The organism is Staphylococcus caprae (assembly GCF_003966625.1).
Classification (GTDB): domain Bacteria; phylum Bacillota; class Bacilli; order Staphylococcales; family Staphylococcaceae; genus Staphylococcus; species Staphylococcus caprae.
In genome coordinates this window covers 2,129,341-2,151,043 of the sequence record NZ_AP018587.1, presented here as the reverse complement: position 1 = coordinate 2,151,043, position 21,703 = coordinate 2,129,341, and the positions used below count along the sequence as shown (strand labels likewise).

Below are 21,703 nucleotides of genomic sequence, written 5' to 3'. Positions count from 1 at the left end.
TTCTATGAGCTTTGCATCCGACATGAAAAATGAATTAACACGCATTGAAGTAGATGAAGCAAATGCTAAAGCAGAGCTCAGTGCATTAATTCGTATGAATGGCGCACTTAGTTTATCGAATCAGCAATTTGTAATCAATGTACAGACTGAGAATGCGACAACCGCTCGTCGTATTTACTCTCTTATCAAACGAATTTTCAATGTAGAAGTTGAAATATTAGTTAGAAAAAAGATGAAATTAAAGAAAAATAATATTTATATTTGTCGCACTAAAATGTTAGCAAAAGAAATTTTAAATGATTTAGGCATTCTCAAAGAGGGCGTCTTCACTCATGAAATCGACCCTAATATGATTAAAGATGATGAAATGCGTCGTAGTTACTTAAGAGGGGCATTTCTTGCAGGTGGATCAGTGAATAATCCAGAGACGTCATCTTATCACCTTGAAATATTTTCTCAATATGAGAATCATTCTGAAGGCTTAACTAAATTAATGAATAGCTATGAATTAAATGCGAAACATTTAGAGCGGAAAAAAGGAAGTATTGCTTATTTAAAAGAAGCGGAAAAAATCTCAGATTTTCTAAGTTTAATCGGTGGTTATCAAGCATTGCTTAAATTTGAAGATGTGAGAATCGTACGTGATATGAGAAATTCGGTGAATAGATTGGTAAACTGTGAGACAGCTAATCTTAATAAAACAGTTAGTGCTGCGATGAAACAAGTTGAAAGTATTCAGCTAATAGATGAAGAAATAGGCTTAGATAATTTGCCAGATCGATTGAGAGAAGTAGCTAAATTACGTGTAGAACATCAAGAAATATCTTTAAAAGAATTAGGAGAAATGATTTCAACAGGACCTATCTCTAAATCTGGAATGAATCATCGACTGAGAAAGTTAAATGAGCTAGCAGACAAAATTCGTAATGGTGAACAAATTGAATTATAAAGAAAGGTATCTTTGAACGAGGTTCAAAAATACCTGCTTTGTTATGTCTTTTATGTTTATAGGTACCCCCTCGAGAGGAATTGAACCTCTATTATAAGAACCGGAATCTCATGTGTTATCCATTACACTACGAGGGGTAAATGAGGGTAGAATCATTTTTCTGTACTAAAGAAGTTGATAACAGTACAATTAAAACGATAATTCTAGTTTACAAATCTTAGAGTTAAGCGTCAAACTGAAATTTCAAAACTTAAAGTTGAATATTTTGACCATTTTTGACTTTTAAGGTAAAATAATTTATAACAGTTATTACAAGGAGGAAAAATAGATGAATTTAATTCCTACAGTTATAGAAACAACAAATCGCGGTGAACGCGCATATGATATTTATTCACGTTTATTAAAAGACCGTATTATCATGTTAGGTTCTCAAATTGATGATAATGTAGCAAATTCAATTGTATCTCAATTATTATTCTTACAAGCACAAGACTCTGAAAAAGATATCTACCTATATATTAACTCACCAGGTGGTAGTGTAACTGCTGGTTTTGCCATTTATGATACTATCCAACATATTAAACCAGATGTTCAAACTATTTGTATCGGTATGGCTGCGTCAATGGGTTCATTTTTACTAGCAGCTGGCGCTAAAGGTAAACGTTTTGCTTTACCAAATGCTGAAGTAATGATTCACCAACCATTAGGTGGAGCACAAGGTCAAGCAACTGAAATTGAAATTGCTGCCAACCATATCTTAAAAACTCGTGAAAAATTAAATCGTATTTTAGCAGAACGTACAGGTCAATCAATTGAAAAAATTCAACAAGATACTGATCGTGACAATTTCTTAACAGCAGAAGAAGCTAAATCATATGGTTTAATTGATGAAGTCATGGAACCAGAAGGTAAATAGTAAATAAAATTCGAGGCTAGGGCATTTCTAATGTCCTAGTTTTTTTATGAAAAAAGGAGCGATACAGAATTCTAGAAGTTAAGAATTCATATCATCGCCCCTGCAAACTCTTCTGACAGTCTTTATATTTCAATTTATAGTGTTATGAAACATAAAGAGGCGCGTCATCGCCTCTTCATATGCCAATAGTGACAATATCATAGACTGTCTCTATTTTAGTTTTTCTTCCCTTTGAACATTAAGCGTACAACAACAATTAATAACACTACTCCAATAATTATAAATAGCAAAGAAAGTAGTATCATTGCTATTGTATGTTCAAACGCAAAAATCCCATTTAAAATTAATAAAATACTAGCAATAATTAACAAAATATAAGTTAATTGATTGTCTTTCATTGTATAAACCTTCTTCGTACGTAGTTATTTCTTATGCTTTAACTAAATCATCTAAAGCATTTTTCAAGTTGTTAAATTTAAATTCAAAACCAAGTGCATGTAATTTATTAGGTAGAACCTTTTGAGTATCGAGAACAACTGTAGACATTTCACCTAGAACTAAGCGCATTGCTAATTTAGGCGCCCATGTTTCATGAGGTTTGTGCATTGCGCGTGCTAAAGTATAGCCAAATAAATTTTGTCTTTCAGGTATAGGCGCTGTCATATTAAACGGACCATGTGCATCTTTATTACCGATTGTGAATAAAATTCCTCTAATTAAATCATCAATGTGAATCCATGAATACCATTGTTGTCCTGAACCTAATTTACCACCTACATAGAAACGGTAAGGTAATTCCATTGTTTGCAATGCACCGCCATCATCAGAAAGAATAAGTCCGAATCTTCCTAAGACTACGCGAGTTCCGAAGTCTTTGAATTTATTCGCAAAGCGTTCCCATTGATAAACAACATCTGATAAGAAATCAAAAGGTAACGTTTTATATAATTCAGTATAACTATAAAATAAATCTGGTGGATAATATCCCATCGCACTAGCATTAAATAACACTTCAGGCTTTTGAGTACGATCTTTGAATAATTCATATAAAGCTTGGGTTGATTGGATGCGACTTACCATCATGATTTGTTTATGTGATTTTGTCCATCTTTTATTGAGAGTGGCACCTGCTAAGTTTATGACAATATCGATATCTGGAACTTTCTCTTGCCAACCCTCTTTTGACCAATTGACATATGAAATCTTAGCGTCGTTCGAAGTTTTATCTTGTCTTGTTAAGATCGTAATATGTGCATCGGTTTGCTTGATTTCATTTACTAAGTGGGAACCTACCATTCCTGTTCCACCTGTAATTAAATAGTGTTTCATTATTTCACCTCATTTTGAAAAATTAAAGCGCTAACCTTATTGATAGTCATTATTGATATTCAAATTTTATACATTTTTTAGCCAATAAGATGTCAAATACTTTTTTTAATTTGCATTTAAAATTAAAAGATATCAGTTATAATGAACTTGTACCTTCGATAATTAATTAAACATCTCTTAATTAGTATGAGTATACCCCATAATATACTAACGAAGGTAAATTTTGACTCCCTTTAGTAGTGGATCCATGCGAGCAACGTATGGATCCTTTTTATTTGTATTTTAAGGTATAATTATTGCTTTATACAAAAATTATTTTGATGAATATAAAATCTACAATCATTGTTTAATTTGTATTATTAATGGTTAAAAACAAATTACATTATTTAATTACTTAACCAATCATCCATTTTACAAAAAGTATGATACATATAATAAAAGATGTAATGATAAATCCGGCAACATGATTCGTTTTTTCTTCCTCATAATTATCATTCTCAATCATCATATATTTTAAACTTTTTTTAGACTTACTTTTTAAAAATTCATCATCATTAAATCCATACATAAACATCACGTACCATTCGTATTAAGTTTAGATTAAGTTACTAAAAAAAATAATGTTCACCTATGTGTATGATGTTATCATATACAGGATAGATATTTGTAAACGTACAACTTTTAAGTAATGGTAATTTATTGCAATTATTACATAGTTAGTTCATTATAATAAGTTGAATTCTGTAGTTTCGACATAATAAGTAATTGTAATGCGTTGAGGTCATCCTTAATTAAATGAAATGAACAAGATTGAAATGCACATTTAACAACAAACATATTTTTATTATAAATTAATTCCTAATAATTGAAAGAGAGGTAAGTAGAGAATGAGTGGCATGGCAAAAATAATTAGCACAATTATCGTATTATTATTACTAATTGGCTTAGCATTTGGAATATTCTCTTTTGTAGATAGTTCAAAAAAAGCGAATGAACGACTTAATAGTGAAAAAACAGAACAACATGATAAGTCTAAAGAGGATAAAAAAGATAAAGACAAAGACAAGAAAAAAGATAAAAAGTCTGATGAGAATAGCATGAACACGACACAACAAACGCAACAAACTCAGCAAACGCAACAGACTCAACAAACACCACCGCCGACTAAACAAGCACCAACCCAACAAAGAAATACGCAAGAAACACAACAAACAAAACAACAGAAAAAACAACCACGTTCAACGCAAGAAACTAAAACTGATGAAAAATCATCACAACAACCTAAAACACAAGAAAAAGAGGAACCAAAAGAAGATAATGCTTCTAAAGAACAACTAAGTTCAGAAGAGAAACCATCTTCTCAACAACCTCGTTCACAACAAAATAGCTCTCAGCAAAAGCAATCTAATAATAGTAATCAATCTGCGCAAAGAAATACAAGTCAGTCACAACAGTCAAGCGGTCAAAGAAATTCTAGTCAGTCACAACAGTCAAGCGGTCAAAGAAATTCTAGTCAGTCACAACAATCAAGCAGTCAAAACTCAAATAGTAATCAATCACATAGTTCAAACGAAGATTAATAGTTTAAGCCAATGTCCACTTTTGGGACATTGGCTTTTTAAGTACATATTAAAATAACCAGTAGATTAACATCGATAAGAGAAATGAAATAAACATAATTGAAAAGCAGCCTATAGAACATCCACAACCCGTATGCGTGCAACCATAAGAATATGTTTTATTGATGGTCTTACCATTTTCATATTGATGATGTTTATATGTAGACTGATGATTTTTAAAATAATCATCATCTTTATAACGTGAATCATCTGGATCGATGACTTCTATTTTATCCTCGGAACGTTTGTCGTTAGCCATTAATATCCCTTCTTTATAAAAAGCTTCATAACAATTTAATTATAAATGAAATGATTATGTAATCAAAACGAATGATTATTCACAAAAGACCGTGGGTAAAATTATCTCGTAAAGGTAATAACACAAAAATGTGAACTTTTTGGCGTCGTGAGATAGCAAAATCTAGATGTAAACGTTTTATTGTTAACTTTAATAAATATTAATAAAATTTTGAGTTAATTTGCTTGCAATTTATTATACGCAATAGTACTATTGCATGTGTAAAGAGGTTAATTTTTGTCCCAGGTGGGACTTAAAAAGTCAACCAATGGTTGTGAGCGACCCCTTAGATACCTTTTTATAAAGATATAAGGAGGAAGGTAGTAGTGAAAGACTTAATGAAAGTTCAACAAAAGCTCATACCTGATCTTGTAGATAAGATGTATCGACGTTTTTCAATTTTAACTACTATCTCACAAAATCAACCAGTTGGAAGACGAAGTTTAAGTGAGCACATGGATATGACTGAAAGGGTCTTACGATCTGAAACAGACATGTTAAAGAAACAAGAATTAATCAGAGTCAAATCAACTGGCATGGAAATCACTAATGAAGGAACTGAAGTACTATCGCAATTAAATGATTACTTCAATGTATATAGTGATGACAATAAAATGGCTCGAGCAATCAGAGATAAATTTCACATCAAAGATGTTCACGTCATTCCAGGAGATTCAGATTCTAATCAAACAGTTAAAAGAGAAATGGGGCGACAAGCTGGTCAGTTAGTTGAAAGCATTCTTTACGAAGATGCCATTGTTTCAGTAACTGGAGGATCTACAATGGCTTATGTAAGTGAATCCATACATTTACTTCCATTCAATGTGTTCTTCGTGCCGGCTAGAGGTGGACTTGGTGAAAACATGGTCTACCAAGCAAATACCATTTCGTCAAGCATGGCACAACAAGCTGGTGGTTACTATACAACGTTATATGTACCAGATAATGTGAGTGAAACGACATATAATACATTAATGTTAGAACCATCAGTTATTCACACGCTCGATAAAATAAAACAAGCAAATGTTACCATACATGGCATTGGTGATGCGCTGAAGATGGCGCATCGACGTCAATCACCTAAAGAAGTGATTGATAAACTTCAACATCATCAAGCCGTTGGAGAAGCTTTTGGATATTATTTTGATGCTCAAGGAAAGGTAGTTCATAAAGTGAAGACAATCGGACTACAATTAGAAGATCTTGAGAGTAAAGATTTTATCTTTGCTGTAGCAGGTGGACAATCTAAAGGAGAAGCGATTAAAGCTTATCTTTCGATTGCGCCTGACAACACTGTACTCATTACAGATGAAGCTGCAGCGAAAGTTATTTTACAATAGTAATAAAAAGTTTAATACTTTTTAAATATCATTTTTAAAGGAGGCCATTATAATGGCAATTAAAGTAGCAATTAATGGTTTTGGTAGAATTGGTCGTTTAGCATTCAGAAGAATCCAAGATGTAGAAGGTCTTGAAGTAGTAGCAGTTAACGACTTAACAGACGATGAAATGTTAGCTCATTTATTAAAATATGACACTATGCAAGGACGCTTCACTGGAGAAGTTGAAGTTATCGAAGGCGGATTCCGCGTAAACGGTAAAGAAATTAAATCATTCGACGAACCAGATGCAAGCAAATTACCTTGGGGTGACCTTGACATCGATGTAGTATTAGAATGTACTGGTTTCTACACTGATAAAGATAAAGCACAAGCACATATCGATGCAGGTGCTAAAAAAGTATTAATCTCAGCTCCAGCTACTGGTGATTTAAAAACAATCGTATTCAATACTAACCATGACGAATTAGATGGTTCAGAAACAGTTGTATCAGGTGCTTCTTGTACAACTAACTCATTAGCTCCTGTTGCTAAAGTATTAAATGATGAATTCGGTTTAGTTGAAGGTTTAATGACAACTATCCACGCTTACACAGGTGACCAAAATACTCAAGACGCACCTCACAGAAAAGGTGACAAACGTCGTGCTCGTGCAGCAGCAGAAAACATTATCCCTAACTCAACAGGTGCTGCTAAAGCAATCGGTAAAGTAATTCCTGAAATCGACGGTAAATTAGACGGTGGTGCACAACGTGTTCCAGTTGCTACAGGTTCATTAACAGAATTAACTGTAGTATTAGAAAAACAAGATGTAACTGCTGATCAAGTTAACGAAGCAATGAAACAAGCTTCTGACGAATCATTCGGTTACACTGAAGATGAAATCGTATCTTCTGACGTTGTAGGTATCACTTATGGTTCATTATTCGATGCAACTCAAACTCGTGTAATGACTGTTGGTGACCGTCAATTAGTTAAAGTAGCAGCTTGGTACGATAATGAAATGTCTTACACTTCTCAATTAGTTCGTACATTAGCTCACTTAGCTGAACTTTCTAAATAATTGAACCATAGTGTATAAGCACGTTATTCAAGTTATTTAAAGTAAACATGTGAAGAGATTGAACTCTTCCAAACCTTCATAATTTGATTAGTGCTCTGTACTGTTTAATTAGATATAAAAGCTTATGAGTAAGCGGGGAGCACAGACGCTTCTCCGCTTATTTTTATATAAAGTTTTCCTATTAAAAGGAGGAAATTAATAATGGCTAAAAAAATCGTTTCAGATTTAGATTTAAAAGGTAAAGTAGTTCTCGAACGTGCAGACTTTAACGTTCCTTTAAAAGATGGAAAAATCACAAACGATAACCGTATTGTTCAAGCATTACCAACTATTAAATACATCATCGAACAAGGTGGTAAATTAGTATTATTCTCTCATTTAGGTAAAGTGAAAGAAGAAAGCGATAAAGCAGGTTTATCTTTAAAACCTGTAGCAGACGATTTATCTGAGAAATTAGGTAAAGAAGTTACTTTCGTTCCTGAAACTCGTGGTGAAAAACTAGAAACTGCTATTAAAAACCTAAATGAAGGCGATGTATTATTAGTTGAAAATACACGTTTCGAAGATATCGATGGTAAAAAAGAATCTAAAAATGACCCTGAATTAGGTAAATATTGGGCTTCATTAGGCGATGTATTTGTTAACGATGCTTTCGGTACTGCTCACCGTGAACATGCTTCAAATGTAGGGATTTCTACACACTTAGAAACAGCAGCTGGTTACTTAATGGAAAAAGAAATTAAATTTATCGGTGGCGTAGTTAACGACCCACATAAACCAGTTGTAGCAATCCTTGGTGGAGCTAAAGTATCAGATAAAATCAATGTAATTAAAAACTTAGTGAATATCGCTGACAAAATTTTAATTGGTGGCGGTATGGCTTACACATTTATGAAAGCACAAGGAAAAGAAATCGGTCTTTCATTATTAGAAGAAGATAAAATTGATTTTGCAAAAGATTTATTAGAAAACAATGGCGACCAAATCGTTTTACCAGTAGATTGTAAAGTTGCTAAAGAATTCTCTAATGATGCTAAAATCACTGAAGTATCCATCGATGATATCCCTGCAGACCAAGAAGCAATGGATATTGGACCTAAAACGGTTGAATTATTCAATAAAGAATTACAAGGCGCTCATACAGTAGTATGGAATGGACCAATGGGTGTATTCGAATTCAGTAACTTTGCCCAAGGTACTATCGGCGTTTGTGAATCTATTGCTAACTTAAAAGATGCTACGACTATTATCGGTGGTGGCGACTCTGCAGCCGCTGCAATTTCACTTGGATTTGAAGATGATTTCACACATATCTCAACTGGTGGCGGCGCGTCATTAGAATATCTTGAAGGTAAAGAATTACCTGGAATTAAAGCAATTAATAATAAATAATTATTAATCGACGCTTAGTTAAGGCGAAAGTTTCTAAATGAAATGATTTGGGAAAATGAACAAGTGAAAGCCACAGTAAGCTTTCGTGTTTTAACCTTAAGTTATTCAAGTAATGATCGATATAAGCTTTTAAATTTAACACTAAATTATTAAGGAGTGTAACGAATGAGAACACCAATTATAGCCGGAAACTGGAAAATGAATAAAACAGTTCAAGAAGCTAAAGATTTCGTAAACGAATTACCAACATTACCTGATCCTAAAGAAGTAGAATCAGTAATCTGTGCGCCTACAATTCAATTAGACGCATTAGTAACTGCTGTTAAAGACGGCAAAGCACAAGGGTTAAAAATCGGTGCTCAAAATGCTTACTTTGAAGATAGCGGTGCATATACTGGTGAAACTTCACCTGTCGCATTAGCTGATTTAGGTGTTAAATATGTAGTGATTGGTCACTCTGAACGTCGTGACTATTTCCACGAAACAGACGAAGAAGTAAATAAAAAAGCTCATGCTATTTTCAATCATGGTATGACACCAATTATTTGTGTTGGTGAATCAGACGAAGAACGTGAAGCTGGCAAAGCTAATGAAGTTGTTGGCAACCAAGTTAAGAAAGCTGTAGAAGGTTTATCAGAAGAGCAACTTAAAGAAGTTGTCATCGCATATGAACCAATCTGGGCAATCGGTACAGGTAAATCATCAACTTCAGAAGACGCTAATGAAATGTGCGCACACGTTCGTAAAACATTAGCTGACTTATCTAGCCAAGACGTTGCAGAAGCAACTCGTATTCAATATGGTGGTAGTGTGAAACCAAACAATATTAAAGAATACATGGCTCAATCAGATATCGATGGTGCATTAGTAGGTGGCGCATCATTAAAAGTTGAAGATTTCGTACAATTGTTAGAAGGTGCAAAATAATTATGGCTAAGAAACCAACTGCCTTAATCATCCTAGATGGTTTTGCAAATCGTGAAAGTGAACATGGCAACGCTGTTAAATTAGCAAACAAACCTAATTTTGATCGTTATTATGAGAAATACCCAACTACTCAAATTGAAGCAAGTGGTTTAGATGTAGGTCTTCCAGAAGGACAAATGGGTAACTCTGAAGTTGGACACATGAACATCGGTGCTGGACGAATCGTATATCAAAGTTTAACTCGCATTAACAAATCAATCGAAGATGGAGAATTCTTTGAAAATGATGTGTTAAACAACGCAATTAAACATGTAAAAGATAACAACTCAGCACTTCACGTGTTTGGTTTACTATCAGATGGTGGTGTTCACAGTCACTATAAACACTTATTTGCAATCTTAGAATTAGCTAAAAAACAAGGTGTAGATAAAGTTTACGTGCACGCTTTCTTAGATGGTCGTGACGTTGATCAAAAATCTGCCCTCAAATATATTGAAGAAACTGAAGCTAAATTCAAAGAATTAGGCGTTGGCCAATTCGCTTCAGTGTCTGGACGTTATTATGCAATGGATCGTGATAAACGTTGGGACCGTGAACAGAAAGCTTACAATGCTATCCGTAACTTTGAAGGCCCAACATACGCTTCAGCTAAAGAAGGTGTAGAAGCGAATTACAGTAATGACGTTACTGATGAATTCGTTGAACCATTCATTATTGATAATCAAAATAATGGCGTTAATGACGGCGATGCTGTTGTATTCTACAACTTCCGTCCTGACAGAGCTGCTCAACTTTCAGAAATTTTCACTAATAAAGCATTTGATGGTTTCGAAGTTGAACAAGTTAAAGATTTATTCTATGCAACGTTCACGAAATACAATGACGATGTAGATGCTGAAGTTGTATTTGAAAAAGTTGACTTAAACAATACAATTGGTGAAGTCGCACAAAACAATAATTTAAAACAATTACGTATTGCTGAAACTGAAAAGTATCCTCACGTGACTTACTTTATGAGTGGGGGTCGTAACGAGGAATTTGAAGGAGAACGTCGTCGTCTTATCGACTCTCCAAAAGTTGCTACGTATGATTTAAAACCAGAAATGAGTGCATATGAAGTTAAAGATGCACTTTTAGAAGAGTTAGACAAAGGTGATTTAGATTTAATCTTATTAAACTTTGCTAACCCTGATATGGTAGGTCATAGTGGTATGCTTGAACCTACAATTAAAGCAATTGAGGCTGTAGACGAATGTCTTGGTGAAGTTGTAGACAAGATTTTAGAAATGGATGGTTATGCTATTATCACTGCTGACCATGGTAACTCAGACCAAGTGTTAACAGATGATGATCAACCAATGACGACGCATACAACTAATCCAGTTCCAGTTATTGTTACTAAAGAAGGCGTAACTTTACGTGAAACAGGTCGATTAGGAGATTTAGCTCCTACATTATTAGACTTGTTAAATGTAGAACAACCTTCTGATATGACTGGTGAATCATTGATTAATCATTAATTTTGATTATAAAAACACTCAAATTTTGGGAGGAATAAACGTACTCCCGAAATTTGAATATTACTTAGTAGAATTATTTTATTAAAATTATAAATAGGGCTATAATAGCTTTATAATATATTTAAAGGAGATATTAACATGCCAATTATTACAGATGTTTACGCTCGCGAAGTCTTAGATTCACGTGGTAATCCAACAGTTGAAGTTGAAGTTTTAACTGAAAGTGGTGCATTCGGTCGCGCATTAGTACCATCAGGTGCTTCTACAGGTGAACACGAAGCAGTTGAATTACGTGATGGAGATAAATCACGTTATTTAGGTAAAGGTGTGACTAAAGCTGTAGAAAACGTAAATGAAATTATCGCACCAGAAATCGTTGAAGGTGAATTTTCAGTATTAGATCAAGTATCTATCGATAAAATGATGATTCAATTAGACGGTACAAGTAACAAAGGTAAATTAGGTGCTAACGCTATCTTAGGTGTTTCTATTGCCGTAGCTCGTGCAGCAGCTGACTTATTAGGTCAACCTTTATATAAATATTTAGGTGGATTCAATGGTAAACAATTACCAGTACCAATGATGAACATTGTTAACGGTGGTTCTCACTCTGATGCACCAATCGCTTTCCAAGAGTTCATGATTTTACCAGTTGGTGCTGAATCATTTAAAGAATCATTACGTTGGGGTGCTGAAATCTTCCACAACTTGAAATCTATCCTTAGTGAACGTGGTTTAGAAACTGCAGTAGGTGACGAAGGTGGTTTCGCTCCTAAATTTGAAGGTACTGAAGATGCTGTTGAAACTATCATCAAAGCTATCGAAAAAGCTGGTTACAAACCAGGTGAAGATGTATTCTTAGGATTCGACTGTGCTTCTTCTGAATTCTACGAAAATGGTGTATATGATTACACTAAATTCGAAGGTGAACACGGTGCTAAACGTAGCGCAGCAGAACAAGTTGACTACTTAGAAGAATTAATTGGTAAATATCCTATCATCACTATTGAAGATGGTATGGACGAAAACGATTGGGAAGGTTGGAAACAATTAACTGATCGTATTGGCGATAAAGTTCAATTAGTAGGTGACGATTTATTCGTAACTAACACTGAAATTTTATCTAGAGGTATCGAACAAGGAATTGGTAACTCTATCTTAATCAAAGTGAACCAAATCGGTACTTTAACTGAAACATTTGATGCAATTGAAATGGCTCAAAAAGCTGGTTACACAGCAGTTGTTTCACACCGTTCAGGTGAAACTGAAGATACTACAATTGCTGACATTGCAGTTGCTACAAACGCTGGACAAATTAAAACTGGTTCATTATCAAGAACTGATCGTATTGCTAAATACAATCAATTATTACGTATTGAAGATGAATTATACGAAACAGCTAAATTTGATGGAATTAAATCATTCTACAATTTAGACAAATAATATCTCTATAGCTAAATAAAAGAGTTCACGCTTATATCTTTGGGTTTCACGCCCTAAAGTAAATCTATTCCCGTTACAGAGTTGAGGCTGTAACGGGTCTTTTTATGTAGAGAAATACAGTGGATTGGTGAAAAATTGATGAGTTTGATTTAACATCAAACCTTTTGAGTGAGGGACATCTCATTTAATTTACTTCGCTAAACTGATATAATTAATGAAAGTAATTCTGAAAAAGGAGTACCATTATGGCAGATATCACAGAGTCAAGCGCTAGAGAAATAAGAGCCGGACGTTTAATCGCGATCAGTTCCTTTATATTTTGTATCTTACTTATTATTCATCATTTTGTAGTATTAGATGAAACCACGGCGAAATCATTGTTATCTTTAGCAGGACAGAAAACGTCAGACACTGCTGTGCATAATATTTTAAATAGTGATAGATATACTGGTGTCATGTACATTCTTGCTTACTTAGCAGGTGTTGTTGCACTATGGAATCGTCATCCCTATTTATGGTGGTTTATGTTTGCAGTTTATGTATCTAATGCTTTATTCACGTTAGTGAATTTATACATGTTTGTACAAGCAATTTTAGATGTGAAGAACGTTATCGCAATTTTACCAATCTTAATCGTTGTGATTGGCTCAATTGTTTTAGCAATTTATATGTTAGTCGTGTCAATCGCTCGTAAAAGCACTTTTAATAGATAGAAGTTTGATAATACGAATAGAGATGTGTTATAATTCGTCTCGTATATAATGAACGGAGGACAATTTTTATGCATACATTAATCATCGTTTTATTAATTATAGATTGTATTGCATTAGTGACTGTTGTATTACTCCAAGAAGGTAAAAGTAATGGACTTTCAGGTGCTATTAGTGGTGGCGCAGAACAGTTATTTGGTAAACAAAAGCAACGTGGCGTCGATTTATTCTTGCATAGATTAACAATTTTTTTAGCAATTATTTTCTTCGTACTTATGTTCTGTATCAGTTATTTAGGTATGTAGATAATAAGTTATTGAATGAAGTAAATGAATCTAATCAAGTCTGATGTACAATGTGATAAAGGAACACTATCCAACATTCACATTTGACATCAGCCTGAGTCCGACGATATGCTTGTCGGGCTTTTTTATTTTATAATAGATGATAGCAATGTTTTTAACACCTGTAATTAAGGGAATAGTCCAATTATGCATTTATCAAAGATTCAATTTATTTTTGAAAATGAAATCAATAACCTTAAATGATTTAAAGTTTAAATAGAGCTATCTAGTTCTCAATGAAAAGGGAGAGGAATTCAAACCATGCAAATTAAACTACCGAGACCATTCTTTTTCGAAGAAGGAAAACGAGCTGTATTATTACTACATGGTTTTACTGGAAATTCAGCTGATGTGAGACAATTAGGTCGTTACCTTCAGAAAAAGGGTTATACATCGTATGCACCTCAATATGAAGGGCATTCAGCACCACCAGAGGAAATTTTAAAATCTAGCCCTTACGTATGGTTTAAGGATGTTTTAGATGGTTATGATTATCTAGTCGATCAAGGCTATGAGGAAATTGCTGTAGCCGGATTGTCACTAGGTGGGGTCTTCGCATTGAAGTTAAGCTTAAATCGCGATGTGAAGGGTATTGTAACAATGTGTGCACCAATGGATGGTAAGACTGAAGGAACAATATATGAAGGTTTTCTAGAATATGCCCGTAATTTTAAAAAGTATGAAGGCAAGGATCAGGAAACCATTGATAGAGAAATGGAGGATTTCCATCCTACAGAAACGCTTAAAGAGCTCAGTGACACATTGAAACGTGGTAAAGAACAAGTAGATGAGGTTATTGAACCTATTCTAGTTATACAAGCAGAGCAAGATAAAATGATTGATCCTCAATCAGCAAATTATATATACGAACATGTTGATTCTGATGAGAAAGACATCAAGTGGTATCATGAATCTGGTCATGTGATTACAATTGATAAAGAGAAAGAACAGGTCTTTGAAGATGTTTATCAATTTTTAGAGTCATTAGATTGGACAGAATAAAAAGATGAAGAAGTAAGAAAGGAGGGGCATAATGAATTTAAAGCAATCCATTGAAGAAATAATTAAACAACCTGACTATGAACCAATGTCAGTGTCAGATTTTCAAGATGCGTTAGGTTTAAATAGTGCCGACTCATTTAGAGATTTAATTAAGGTGCTCGTTGAACTAGAACAAACTGGTTTAATTGAACGTACGAAGACAGATAGATATCAACGAAAAGAAACAAGTAAGTCCAATTCAAAACTAATTAAAGGAACGTTAAGTCAGAACAAAAAAGGCTTTGCATTCCTTCGACCAGAAGATGAAGAGATGGAAGATATATTCATCCCACCAACTAAAATTAATAGAGCCTTAGATGGAGATACGGTCATCGTAGAAATTCAAAAATCTCGAGGCGAACACAAAGGTAAAGTTGAAGGCGAAGTTAAATCTATTGAGAAACATTCGGTGACGCAAGTAGTAGGCACTTATAGCGAAGCGAAACACTTTGGCTTCGTCATACCTGATGACAAGCGTATCATGCAAGATATCTTTATTCCTAAAGGACAAAGTCTTGGTGCTGTAGATGGTCATAAGGTATTAGTTCAAATTACGAAATATGCTGATGGTACAGACAATCCTGAAGGTCATATTTCAGCAATTTTAGGTCATAAGAATGATCCCGGCGTCGATATTTTATCTATCATCTATCAACATGGCATTGAAATCGAATTTCCAGACAATGTGCTTAAAGAAGCCGAAGACGTGCCAGAAGAAATTGAACCGTCAGAAATTGAAGGTCGTCGTGATTTAAGAGATGATTTAACCATTACGATTGACGGTGCAGATGCGAAAGACTTAGACGATGCGATCGCCGTTAAAAAGCTGAAAAATGGTAATACTGAGTTAACCGTAAGTATTGCAGATGTAAGTTACTATGTGAAGGAAGATTCTGCATTAGACCAAGAAGCATACGATAGAGCGACGAGTGTTTATTTAGTCGACCGAGTCATTCCAATGATTCCACACCGTTTAAGTAATGGTATTTGTTCATTGAATCCTGAAGTCGACCGATTAACATTGAGTTGTCGAATGGAAATCAATGCACGTGGAGAAGTCGTTAAACACGAAATCTTTGATAGTGTCATTCATTCTAATTATCGAATGACGTACGATGCAGTCAATAAAATCATTACTGACCAAGATCCACAAGTACGTGCGCAATATAAAGAATTAACGCCAATGCTTGATTTAGCACAAGATTTATCCAATCGTTTAATCAGCATGCGTCGACGTCGTGGTGAAATTGACTTCGATATCAACGAAGCTAAAGTACTCGTAAATGAAGAAGGTATTCCTACAGATGTTCAAATGCGTGAACGTGGCGAAGGTGAACGTTTAATTGAGTCGTTCATGTTAGCAGCTAATGAAACGGTGGCAGAGCATTTTAATAAAATGGAAGTTCCATTTATTTATCGTGTTCATGAGCAACCTAAATCCGAAAGATTAAGACAATTCTTCGACTTTATTACGAATTTCGGTATTATGATCAAAGGTACGGGCGAAGATATTCATCCTACAACGTTACAGAACATTCAAGAAGAAGTTGAAGGACGACCAGAACAAATGGTGATTTCAACTATGATGTTACGTTCAATGCAACAAGCACATTATGATGATGTCAATCTTGGACACTTTGGTCTATCAGCAGAGTATTATACGCATTTCACATCTCCAATTCGTCGTTATCCTGACTTAACCGTACATCGATTAATTCGTAAGTATTTAATTGAGAATTCTATGGATAAAAAGGAACTCAGACATTGGGAAGATACATTGCCTGAGCTTGCTGAACACACATCTCAACGTGAGCGTCGTGCAATTGAAGCTGAACGTGATACAGATGAGTTGAAGAAAGCTGAATATATGATTCAACATATTGGTGATGAATTCGAAGGTATCATTAGTTCAGTAGCAAACTTCGGTATGTTTGTAGAGTTGCCTAATACCATTGAAGGTATGGTTCATATTGCTAATATGACTGACGATTACTATCATTTCGACGAACGTCAAATGGCTTTAATAGGTGAACGTCAAGCGAAAGTATTCCGTATTGGTGATGAAGTGAAAGTTAAAGTCACACACGTTGATGTAGACGAACGGATGATTGATTTTCAAATTGTGGGTATGCCTTTACCTAAAAATGATAAATCACAACGTCCAGCACGTGGTAAAACAATTCAAGCTAAGACGCGTGGTAAGTCATTAGATAAAGCTAAGGATGACCACAATAATAAAGGCAATAAGAAGAAACGCAAACAACGTAAGGGTAAAAATGCCCGTAAAAAAGATAAACAAGGTAAAACGAATCATAAACCATTCTATAAAGATAAAAGCGTGAAAAAGAAATCACGTCGTAAGAAAAAATAGTCAGCAAAGATGAGGTGAGAATGAATGGCTAAGAAAAAATCAAAATCACCAGGTACGTTAGCGGAGAATCGTAAAGCAAGACATGATTATAATATTGAAGATACGATTGAAGCGGGTATTGCTTTACGAGGTACTGAAATTAAGTCTATTCGACGTGGCAGTGCGAACTTGAAAGATAGTTATGCTCAAGTAAAACGTGGTGAAATGTATTTAAATAACATGCATATTGCACCGTATGAAGAAGGCAATCGATTTAACCATGATCCATTACGTTCTCGTAAATTGTTACTTAATAAAAGAGAAATCCTCAAATTAGGGGAACGTACACGAGAAATTGGTTACTCACTTATTCCTTTAAAATTATATTTAAAGCATGGCCAATGTAAAGTCTTATTAGGTGTTGCACGTGGTAAGAAATTACATGATAAACGTCAAGCCCTTAAGGAAAAAGCAATGAAACGTGACATTGATCGAGCGGTCAAAGACCGTTATTAAGCACGTTTGTTGCTTAATCGAGTGCCATTTGGTATGATTATTAATGTTGTATTTTAAAAGGTGACATAGTCTATCACACCAAATGGCTTGTTTATAACAGTCATTATTTAATTATTATAATTTTATTGCGGGGGCGTTTTTGGATTCGACAGGGGTCCCTCGAGCACACTAAGCGTGTCGGAGGGTTGTCTCCGACATCAACACATTTCAGTAAATATAACTGACAAATCAAACAATAATTTCGCAGTAGCTGCGTAATAGCATACTGCATCGCCTAACAGCATCTCCTACGTGCTGTTAACGCGATTCAACCCTAGTAGGATATGCTAAACACTGCCGTTTGAAGTCTGTTTAGATGAATACCAATCAAACTAGCATAATACTGGTTGTCTGTTGCTTACTATTATGCGAATTTAATCAATAGACTACACACGTAGAAAGGTGTGTATCAGGACCTCTGGACGCGGGTTCGAATCCCGCCGTCTCCATATTGAAACCCACAACCATTGAGGTTGTGGGTTTTTTAGTGTTTAGGGTGCGCATCACACTTACAAAGTGGCGTTTTGTTTATAAAATAACTTTAAAATACATATTGTAATAAATTTTAACTCGGGTTAGCCTAATGTTGGAGGTGGGTAAATGAATTATAAAATAGAAGTTTTAGCTGATTGTAATGTTATTTTTGTTAGAAATCAAGGTAAATATGGCAGTAATAAGAATTATGAAATGCTGCGAAGATTTAAAGAGTGGATTAAAGAAAATGGTTATTGGAGATATGTTGAAACAAATGGAATAATAGGTGTAGCATTAGATAATCCAAAAATTATCGATGAAGAATTATGTAGATATGATTTAGTTATAAAGATAGATGAAGATGTAAAGACAAATGATTCTATAAATTCTAGAAGTTTTATAGGAGGAAAATACGCAGTTTTTACAATTCCTCATACAATAAAAGATGTAAAAAACTTCTATTCTAAATTACCAAACATTATAGATAATAATCATTTGAAAGTGAAAAATGAAGCTATACTAGAGCGTTATAAAGAAGAAGAGGGATTAGATAATTTTTGTGAAATATTAATCCCTATTACATAATGCTGAGAAACGCCTTGTGTTGCAATGAAATAAATTTTGAACAGCTTAAGAGTCATAGTATTGTCTCATAGCGTTGAGACTATAGAGGTTTGACGTTTATTTTTTTATACATAAATTAGTTATAGGGACGCAAAAGAGACGCTGAGAGAAATATTATTTTGCATTGAGATAAGTAATTTAAATTAATAATACAGTTGGAATAGTTTATTAAACAATTGAGGTGAACGATATTGAAAATATATGTTGCTATTCTATTTGGCATAAAATTTATAGACTTGTATTCTGTTATAAACGCACTTTTGTACAATATAAATTATAGAAGAATGAACAATAGTAAAAATATGGATAAGAAAGCGATTAAAATTAATTTATTAATGCATGGTTTCATTGCCTTAATTATGGTAGGTGTAACGATATATTTGTCTTATTTTAAATACTTATGAAAGATTATTATTAAAAGCGGAAAAAGGGTATGATTTTGAATCAAAGAGCAAGCGTATAATTATCAATTTGCTTATAACATCTTGTTCCCCAAAATTTTTTCAATTTCAGCATTTTACACACAATGTGATAAACAATGTAAGCATTTACATGACAATACTTATAGCGATTTTAACATGAATAGATAAAAGGTTTAATGAACTGCCGTCGTCTTCATATTGAAACCCACAGCCATTACGGTTGTGGAATTTTAGGTTTTAAATATAAAAAGTCACAATCATCTCTATAATTATAAGTGACCAAACAAATAAAAAGGAGATAATACGTCTATAAATCATTTCTCATCAATTATACTTAAAATTGAAGGATGAACATACATGGTGAGAATAAAGATTAAATTAAAATATTTAAAGTTGTGTATAGACTGTTTTATTATGAAAAGAGCACATACATATTATTTTTTAATATGGAATTTATATGAAGTAGCAAAATATTCAATGACAAAGTGTTATCATAATTATAAAACTTGTCTATTATGTCACCTCAAAGGAATGATATTTTGAATAAAAAATTAATTTTAATATTCATTGTATTAATTAGTATTATATTAATTGTAGGAAGCATTTATTTTAAAATGAAGTATGACGATAAAGAAGAAAAAGAACAAAAATACTATGATGAACAAAAAGAAAGAATTACATTGTATATGAGGTATAATGTAAAAGGTTTTAAAAGTATTAAATTTACAGAAATTAAAAAAAACCCTATGGATGGATATGATATTAAAGGATACTTGAATGACGACAAAAAAATATCTTTTACAGCAGGTATTACTTCTATAGATAATTTTAATTTTGATGCAGATCTTTCATATTCAAAAGAATTAAGTAAAAAATTTATTAAAAATACAAAATCAGTATCACAAATAAAGAAGAAGCAATCTATAAACGAAGATAAATAAAATAATGAATAAACTGGACGAGATATAGTGGCTTGTAGAAGTGTAAAGAAGGCAATTTCTATTGATATAATGGCTCTATACTAAATTGGACTGGTGAGAATTTAAAAATTCTCATTAGTCCAATTTAGTATAGAGCCCAAAATGTTGCTTAACCTCTAAATATTTGTCACCAGTCCTATTTGACATAGAACCGATATAATATAGAGATTGACTTTTTATCTATAGGGTAATTACCTTTTCATGAAAAATATTACTATTTTCAATGTAAGAAGCTTAAAACTTAAAACTTTTATTATATATATTTGCTTTTTATGAAGTACAGAATATTTAATGATAAATGTTATCATATTTATAAAATTTGTCTAATATATCACTTCAAAGGAATGATTATTTGAGTAAAAAAATAATTTTAATATTAATAACGCTATTTGGCATAGTATTAATTATAGGGGGCATCTATTTTAAAATGAAATATGATGAGAAAAAAGAAAAAGAACAACAATACTATGATGTACAAAAAGGAAGAATTGAACTTTTTATGAAGCATAATGTTAAAGGGTATAAGACTATTCACTTTTCTGAAATGAAAAGAAATCCTATGGATGGATATGATATTAGTGGTTATATAAATAATGATAAAGAAAGCTCTTTTACTGCTGGTATAAGATCTGTAGAAAACTTTAAGTTTGAAGGGGATATAACGAGTTCTGCCAAACTTGAAAAAATGTATAAGAAAAATACAAAATCAGTATCACAAATAAAGAAAGAAAAATCGAAAAAAGAAGAGAAATAGAATAATTAATAAACGAGATTAGATTTAAAGAGCTTTGATAAGTGTAAAAAAGACAATTTCTATTGAAATAATATAGAGATTGCCTTTTTCATTTGCATTAGTTTAATTCTAATAATTCTTTTTTCTTTTGTTCATATTCCTCTTGAGTAATAGCCTCGATGTCTAATAATTCTTTAAGTTGTTTTATTTTGGACAAATTATCATTTTGAAGGTTATTTTGTGGCTCACTGTTTTTCTCATTTTCCATTTTTCTATTTACATATGTTACAAAATCATTGATTTCTTTATCATTAATATATTTCATTGTTACTTTGTTTCCACTGGAATAAAAAGTGATTTTATTGCCTGTTAGGCGTTTGCTTAATTCAAATGTGCTAATTCGATTGTAATCGAAATTCTCGAAATCATAGCCTGTTAATCGTTTTGAAAAGAATATAACTCTTTGATTTGTAGCTGCTAGAATACCATTTCTATATACATCCACACCTATTGTATGCGTTTCATAAATACCTTCAATAACGTATTGCAATTCTTCGCTCTCATTAAGTATAATATCTTTTAATTGTTGAATATTTTTCTTCTTGCTTGCCATAGTATTCCTTCTTTCGTTGATATAATTTTCATGAAAATTGTTATAAAGAACCGCATCTATC

At 33.2% G+C, this 21,703-nt stretch carries 22 protein-coding genes, 1 tRNA gene and 1 other RNA gene; 18 read left to right on the top strand and 6 right to left on the bottom strand.

Annotated elements, in window-relative coordinates; genetic code table 11:
• The first annotated feature begins 4 nt into the window (after positions 1-4).
• Positions 5-949, top strand: coding sequence for a DNA-binding protein WhiA (whiA, locus tag JMUB898_RS10375; RefSeq protein WP_002441558.1), 945 nt, complete (start codon positions 5-7; stop codon positions 947-949).
• Between the two features lie 65 nt (positions 950-1,014).
• Here the strand turns inward: whiA and JMUB898_RS10370 are convergent.
• Positions 1,015-1,086, bottom strand: a tRNA-Arg gene (locus tag JMUB898_RS10370).
• Between the two features lie 191 nt (positions 1,087-1,277).
• Here JMUB898_RS10370 and clpP point away from each other — a divergent pair.
• Entirely contained in the window at positions 1,278-1,865 is a 588-nt protein-coding gene (clpP, locus tag JMUB898_RS10365; protein WP_002441560.1) for an ATP-dependent Clp endopeptidase proteolytic subunit ClpP, read from the top strand.
• 215 nt (positions 1,866-2,080) lie between these two features.
• Here clpP and JMUB898_RS10360 read toward each other — a convergent pair whose 3' ends face one another.
• The 3 genes from JMUB898_RS10360 to JMUB898_RS12695 form a co-directional block, all read right to left on the bottom strand.
• On the bottom strand, positions 2,081-2,263 hold the full coding sequence (locus tag JMUB898_RS10360) for a hypothetical protein (RefSeq protein WP_002441562.1): 183 nt from the start codon (positions 2,261-2,263) through the stop codon (positions 2,081-2,083).
• 31 nt (positions 2,264-2,294) lie between these two features.
• Positions 2,295-3,194, bottom strand: a complete 900-nt coding sequence (locus tag JMUB898_RS10355; protein WP_002441563.1) for a TIGR01777 family oxidoreductase — start codon at positions 3,192-3,194, stop codon at positions 2,295-2,297.
• A gap of 394 nt (positions 3,195-3,588) precedes the next feature.
• A complete protein-coding gene (locus tag JMUB898_RS12695) occupies positions 3,589-3,762 on the bottom strand; it encodes a hypothetical protein (protein ID WP_167495588.1) in 174 nt (57 codons plus the stop codon).
• A gap of 319 nt (positions 3,763-4,081) precedes the next feature.
• Between JMUB898_RS12695 and JMUB898_RS10350 the strand changes: the two genes are divergently transcribed.
• On the top strand, positions 4,082-4,774 hold the full coding sequence (locus tag JMUB898_RS10350) for a DUF4887 domain-containing protein (RefSeq protein WP_044466931.1): 693 nt from the start codon (positions 4,082-4,084) through the stop codon (positions 4,772-4,774).
• Between the two features lie 49 nt (positions 4,775-4,823).
• Here JMUB898_RS10350 and JMUB898_RS10345 read toward each other — a convergent pair whose 3' ends face one another.
• Positions 4,824-5,072: a hypothetical protein gene (locus JMUB898_RS10345; protein WP_002441568.1), complete on the bottom strand. Its 249-nt coding sequence runs from the start codon at positions 5,070-5,072 to the stop codon at positions 4,824-4,826.
• A gap of 365 nt (positions 5,073-5,437) precedes the next feature.
• Here JMUB898_RS10345 and JMUB898_RS10340 point away from each other — a divergent pair, with 365 nt between their 5' ends.
• The 15 genes from JMUB898_RS10340 (at position 5,438) to JMUB898_RS10265 (ending at position 21,050) form a co-directional block, all read left to right on the top strand.
• Positions 5,438-6,451, top strand: a complete 1,014-nt coding sequence (locus tag JMUB898_RS10340) for a sugar-binding transcriptional regulator (RefSeq protein ID WP_037541196.1) — start codon at positions 5,438-5,440, stop codon at positions 6,449-6,451.
• A 52-nt stretch (positions 6,452-6,503) separates the two neighbouring features.
• On the top strand, positions 6,504-7,514 hold the full coding sequence (gene gap / locus JMUB898_RS10335; RefSeq protein WP_002441572.1) for a type I glyceraldehyde-3-phosphate dehydrogenase: 1,011 nt from the start codon (positions 6,504-6,506) through the stop codon (positions 7,512-7,514).
• Between the two features lie 201 nt (positions 7,515-7,715).
• Positions 7,716-8,906: a phosphoglycerate kinase gene (locus tag JMUB898_RS10330; RefSeq protein ID WP_002441575.1), complete on the top strand. Its 1,191-nt coding sequence runs from the start codon at positions 7,716-7,718 to the stop codon at positions 8,904-8,906.
• Between the two features lie 165 nt (positions 8,907-9,071).
• Entirely contained in the window at positions 9,072-9,833 is a 762-nt protein-coding gene (gene tpiA, locus JMUB898_RS10325) for a triose-phosphate isomerase (RefSeq protein WP_002441577.1), read from the top strand.
• A 2-nt stretch (positions 9,834-9,835) separates the two neighbouring features.
• Positions 9,836-11,353: a 2,3-bisphosphoglycerate-independent phosphoglycerate mutase gene (gene gpmI, locus JMUB898_RS10320; protein ID WP_002441579.1), complete on the top strand. Its 1,518-nt coding sequence runs from the start codon at positions 9,836-9,838 to the stop codon at positions 11,351-11,353.
• Between the two features lie 138 nt (positions 11,354-11,491).
• A complete protein-coding gene (gene eno, locus JMUB898_RS10315) occupies positions 11,492-12,796 on the top strand; it encodes a surface-displayed alpha-enolase (RefSeq protein WP_002441581.1) in 1,305 nt (434 codons plus the stop codon).
• A gap of 254 nt (positions 12,797-13,050) precedes the next feature.
• A complete protein-coding gene (locus JMUB898_RS10310; RefSeq protein ID WP_095323332.1) occupies positions 13,051-13,509 on the top strand; it encodes a hypothetical protein in 459 nt (152 codons plus the stop codon).
• A 68-nt stretch (positions 13,510-13,577) separates the two neighbouring features.
• Entirely contained in the window at positions 13,578-13,811 is a 234-nt protein-coding gene (gene secG, locus JMUB898_RS10305) for a preprotein translocase subunit SecG (protein WP_002441585.1), read from the top strand.
• 300 nt (positions 13,812-14,111) lie between these two features.
• Positions 14,112-14,852, top strand: a complete 741-nt coding sequence (locus JMUB898_RS10300) for an alpha/beta hydrolase (protein WP_002441587.1) — start codon at positions 14,112-14,114, stop codon at positions 14,850-14,852.
• A gap of 31 nt (positions 14,853-14,883) precedes the next feature.
• Positions 14,884-17,262 carry a ribonuclease R gene (rnr, locus tag JMUB898_RS10295; protein ID WP_002441589.1) on the top strand — a complete coding sequence of 793 codons (2,379 nt, stop codon included), beginning with the start codon at positions 14,884-14,886 and terminating at the stop codon, positions 17,260-17,262.
• A 24-nt stretch (positions 17,263-17,286) separates the two neighbouring features.
• A complete protein-coding gene (smpB, locus tag JMUB898_RS10290; protein ID WP_126501998.1) occupies positions 17,287-17,757 on the top strand; it encodes an SsrA-binding protein SmpB in 471 nt (156 codons plus the stop codon).
• 129 nt (positions 17,758-17,886) lie between these two features.
• Positions 17,887-18,248: a transfer-messenger RNA gene (gene ssrA, locus JMUB898_RS10285) on the top strand.
• Positions 18,249-18,396: 148 nt separating this feature from the next.
• Positions 18,397-18,855, top strand: a complete 459-nt coding sequence (locus JMUB898_RS10280) for a GyrI-like domain-containing protein (RefSeq protein ID WP_002441593.1) — start codon at positions 18,397-18,399, stop codon at positions 18,853-18,855.
• A gap of 1,000 nt (positions 18,856-19,855) precedes the next feature.
• Positions 19,856-20,257, top strand: coding sequence for a DUF1433 domain-containing protein (locus tag JMUB898_RS10270; protein ID WP_037541202.1), 402 nt, complete (start codon positions 19,856-19,858; stop codon positions 20,255-20,257).
• Positions 20,258-20,648: 391 nt separating this feature from the next.
• Positions 20,649-21,050 carry a DUF1433 domain-containing protein gene (locus tag JMUB898_RS10265; protein WP_037541204.1) on the top strand — a complete coding sequence of 134 codons (402 nt, stop codon included), beginning with the start codon at positions 20,649-20,651 and terminating at the stop codon, positions 21,048-21,050.
• A 97-nt stretch (positions 21,051-21,147) separates the two neighbouring features.
• Here the strand turns inward: JMUB898_RS10265 and JMUB898_RS10260 are convergent, their stop codons facing one another.
• On the bottom strand, positions 21,148-21,642 hold the full coding sequence (locus tag JMUB898_RS10260) for a PH domain-containing protein (protein ID WP_002441603.1): 495 nt from the start codon (positions 21,640-21,642) through the stop codon (positions 21,148-21,150).
• Positions 21,643-21,703: the final 61 nt, after the last annotated feature.

Coding starts and splice junctions, on each gene's coding strand:
- whiA (WP_002441558.1), top strand. CDS start 5: ATGAGCTTTGCATCCGACATGAAAAATGAATTAACACGCATTGAAGTA.
- rnr (WP_002441589.1), top strand. CDS start 14,884: ATGAATTTAAAGCAATCCATTGAAGAAATAATTAAACAACCTGACTAT.
- JMUB898_RS10355 (WP_002441563.1), bottom strand. CDS start 3,194: ATGAAACACTATTTAATTACAGGTGGAACAGGAATGGTAGGTTCCCAC.
- JMUB898_RS10280 (WP_002441593.1), top strand. CDS start 18,397: ATGAATTATAAAATAGAAGTTTTAGCTGATTGTAATGTTATTTTTGTT.
- gap (WP_002441572.1), top strand. CDS start 6,504: ATGGCAATTAAAGTAGCAATTAATGGTTTTGGTAGAATTGGTCGTTTA.
- tpiA (WP_002441577.1), top strand. CDS start 9,072: ATGAGAACACCAATTATAGCCGGAAACTGGAAAATGAATAAAACAGTT.
- JMUB898_RS10330 (WP_002441575.1), top strand. CDS start 7,716: ATGGCTAAAAAAATCGTTTCAGATTTAGATTTAAAAGGTAAAGTAGTT.
- eno (WP_002441581.1), top strand. CDS start 11,492: ATGCCAATTATTACAGATGTTTACGCTCGCGAAGTCTTAGATTCACGT.
- JMUB898_RS12695 (WP_167495588.1), bottom strand. CDS start 3,762: ATGTATGGATTTAATGATGATGAATTTTTAAAAAGTAAGTCTAAAAAA.
- JMUB898_RS10300 (WP_002441587.1), top strand. CDS start 14,112: ATGCAAATTAAACTACCGAGACCATTCTTTTTCGAAGAAGGAAAACGA.
- JMUB898_RS10350 (WP_044466931.1), top strand. CDS start 4,082: ATGAGTGGCATGGCAAAAATAATTAGCACAATTATCGTATTATTATTA.
- secG (WP_002441585.1), top strand. CDS start 13,578: ATGCATACATTAATCATCGTTTTATTAATTATAGATTGTATTGCATTA.
- clpP (WP_002441560.1), top strand. CDS start 1,278: ATGAATTTAATTCCTACAGTTATAGAAACAACAAATCGCGGTGAACGC.
- smpB (WP_126501998.1), top strand. CDS start 17,287: ATGGCTAAGAAAAAATCAAAATCACCAGGTACGTTAGCGGAGAATCGT.
- JMUB898_RS10360 (WP_002441562.1), bottom strand. CDS start 2,263: ATGAAAGACAATCAATTAACTTATATTTTGTTAATTATTGCTAGTATT.
- JMUB898_RS10345 (WP_002441568.1), bottom strand. CDS start 5,072: ATGGCTAACGACAAACGTTCCGAGGATAAAATAGAAGTCATCGATCCA.
- JMUB898_RS10260 (WP_002441603.1), bottom strand. CDS start 21,642: ATGGCAAGCAAGAAGAAAAATATTCAACAATTAAAAGATATTATACTT.
- gpmI (WP_002441579.1), top strand. CDS start 9,836: ATGGCTAAGAAACCAACTGCCTTAATCATCCTAGATGGTTTTGCAAAT.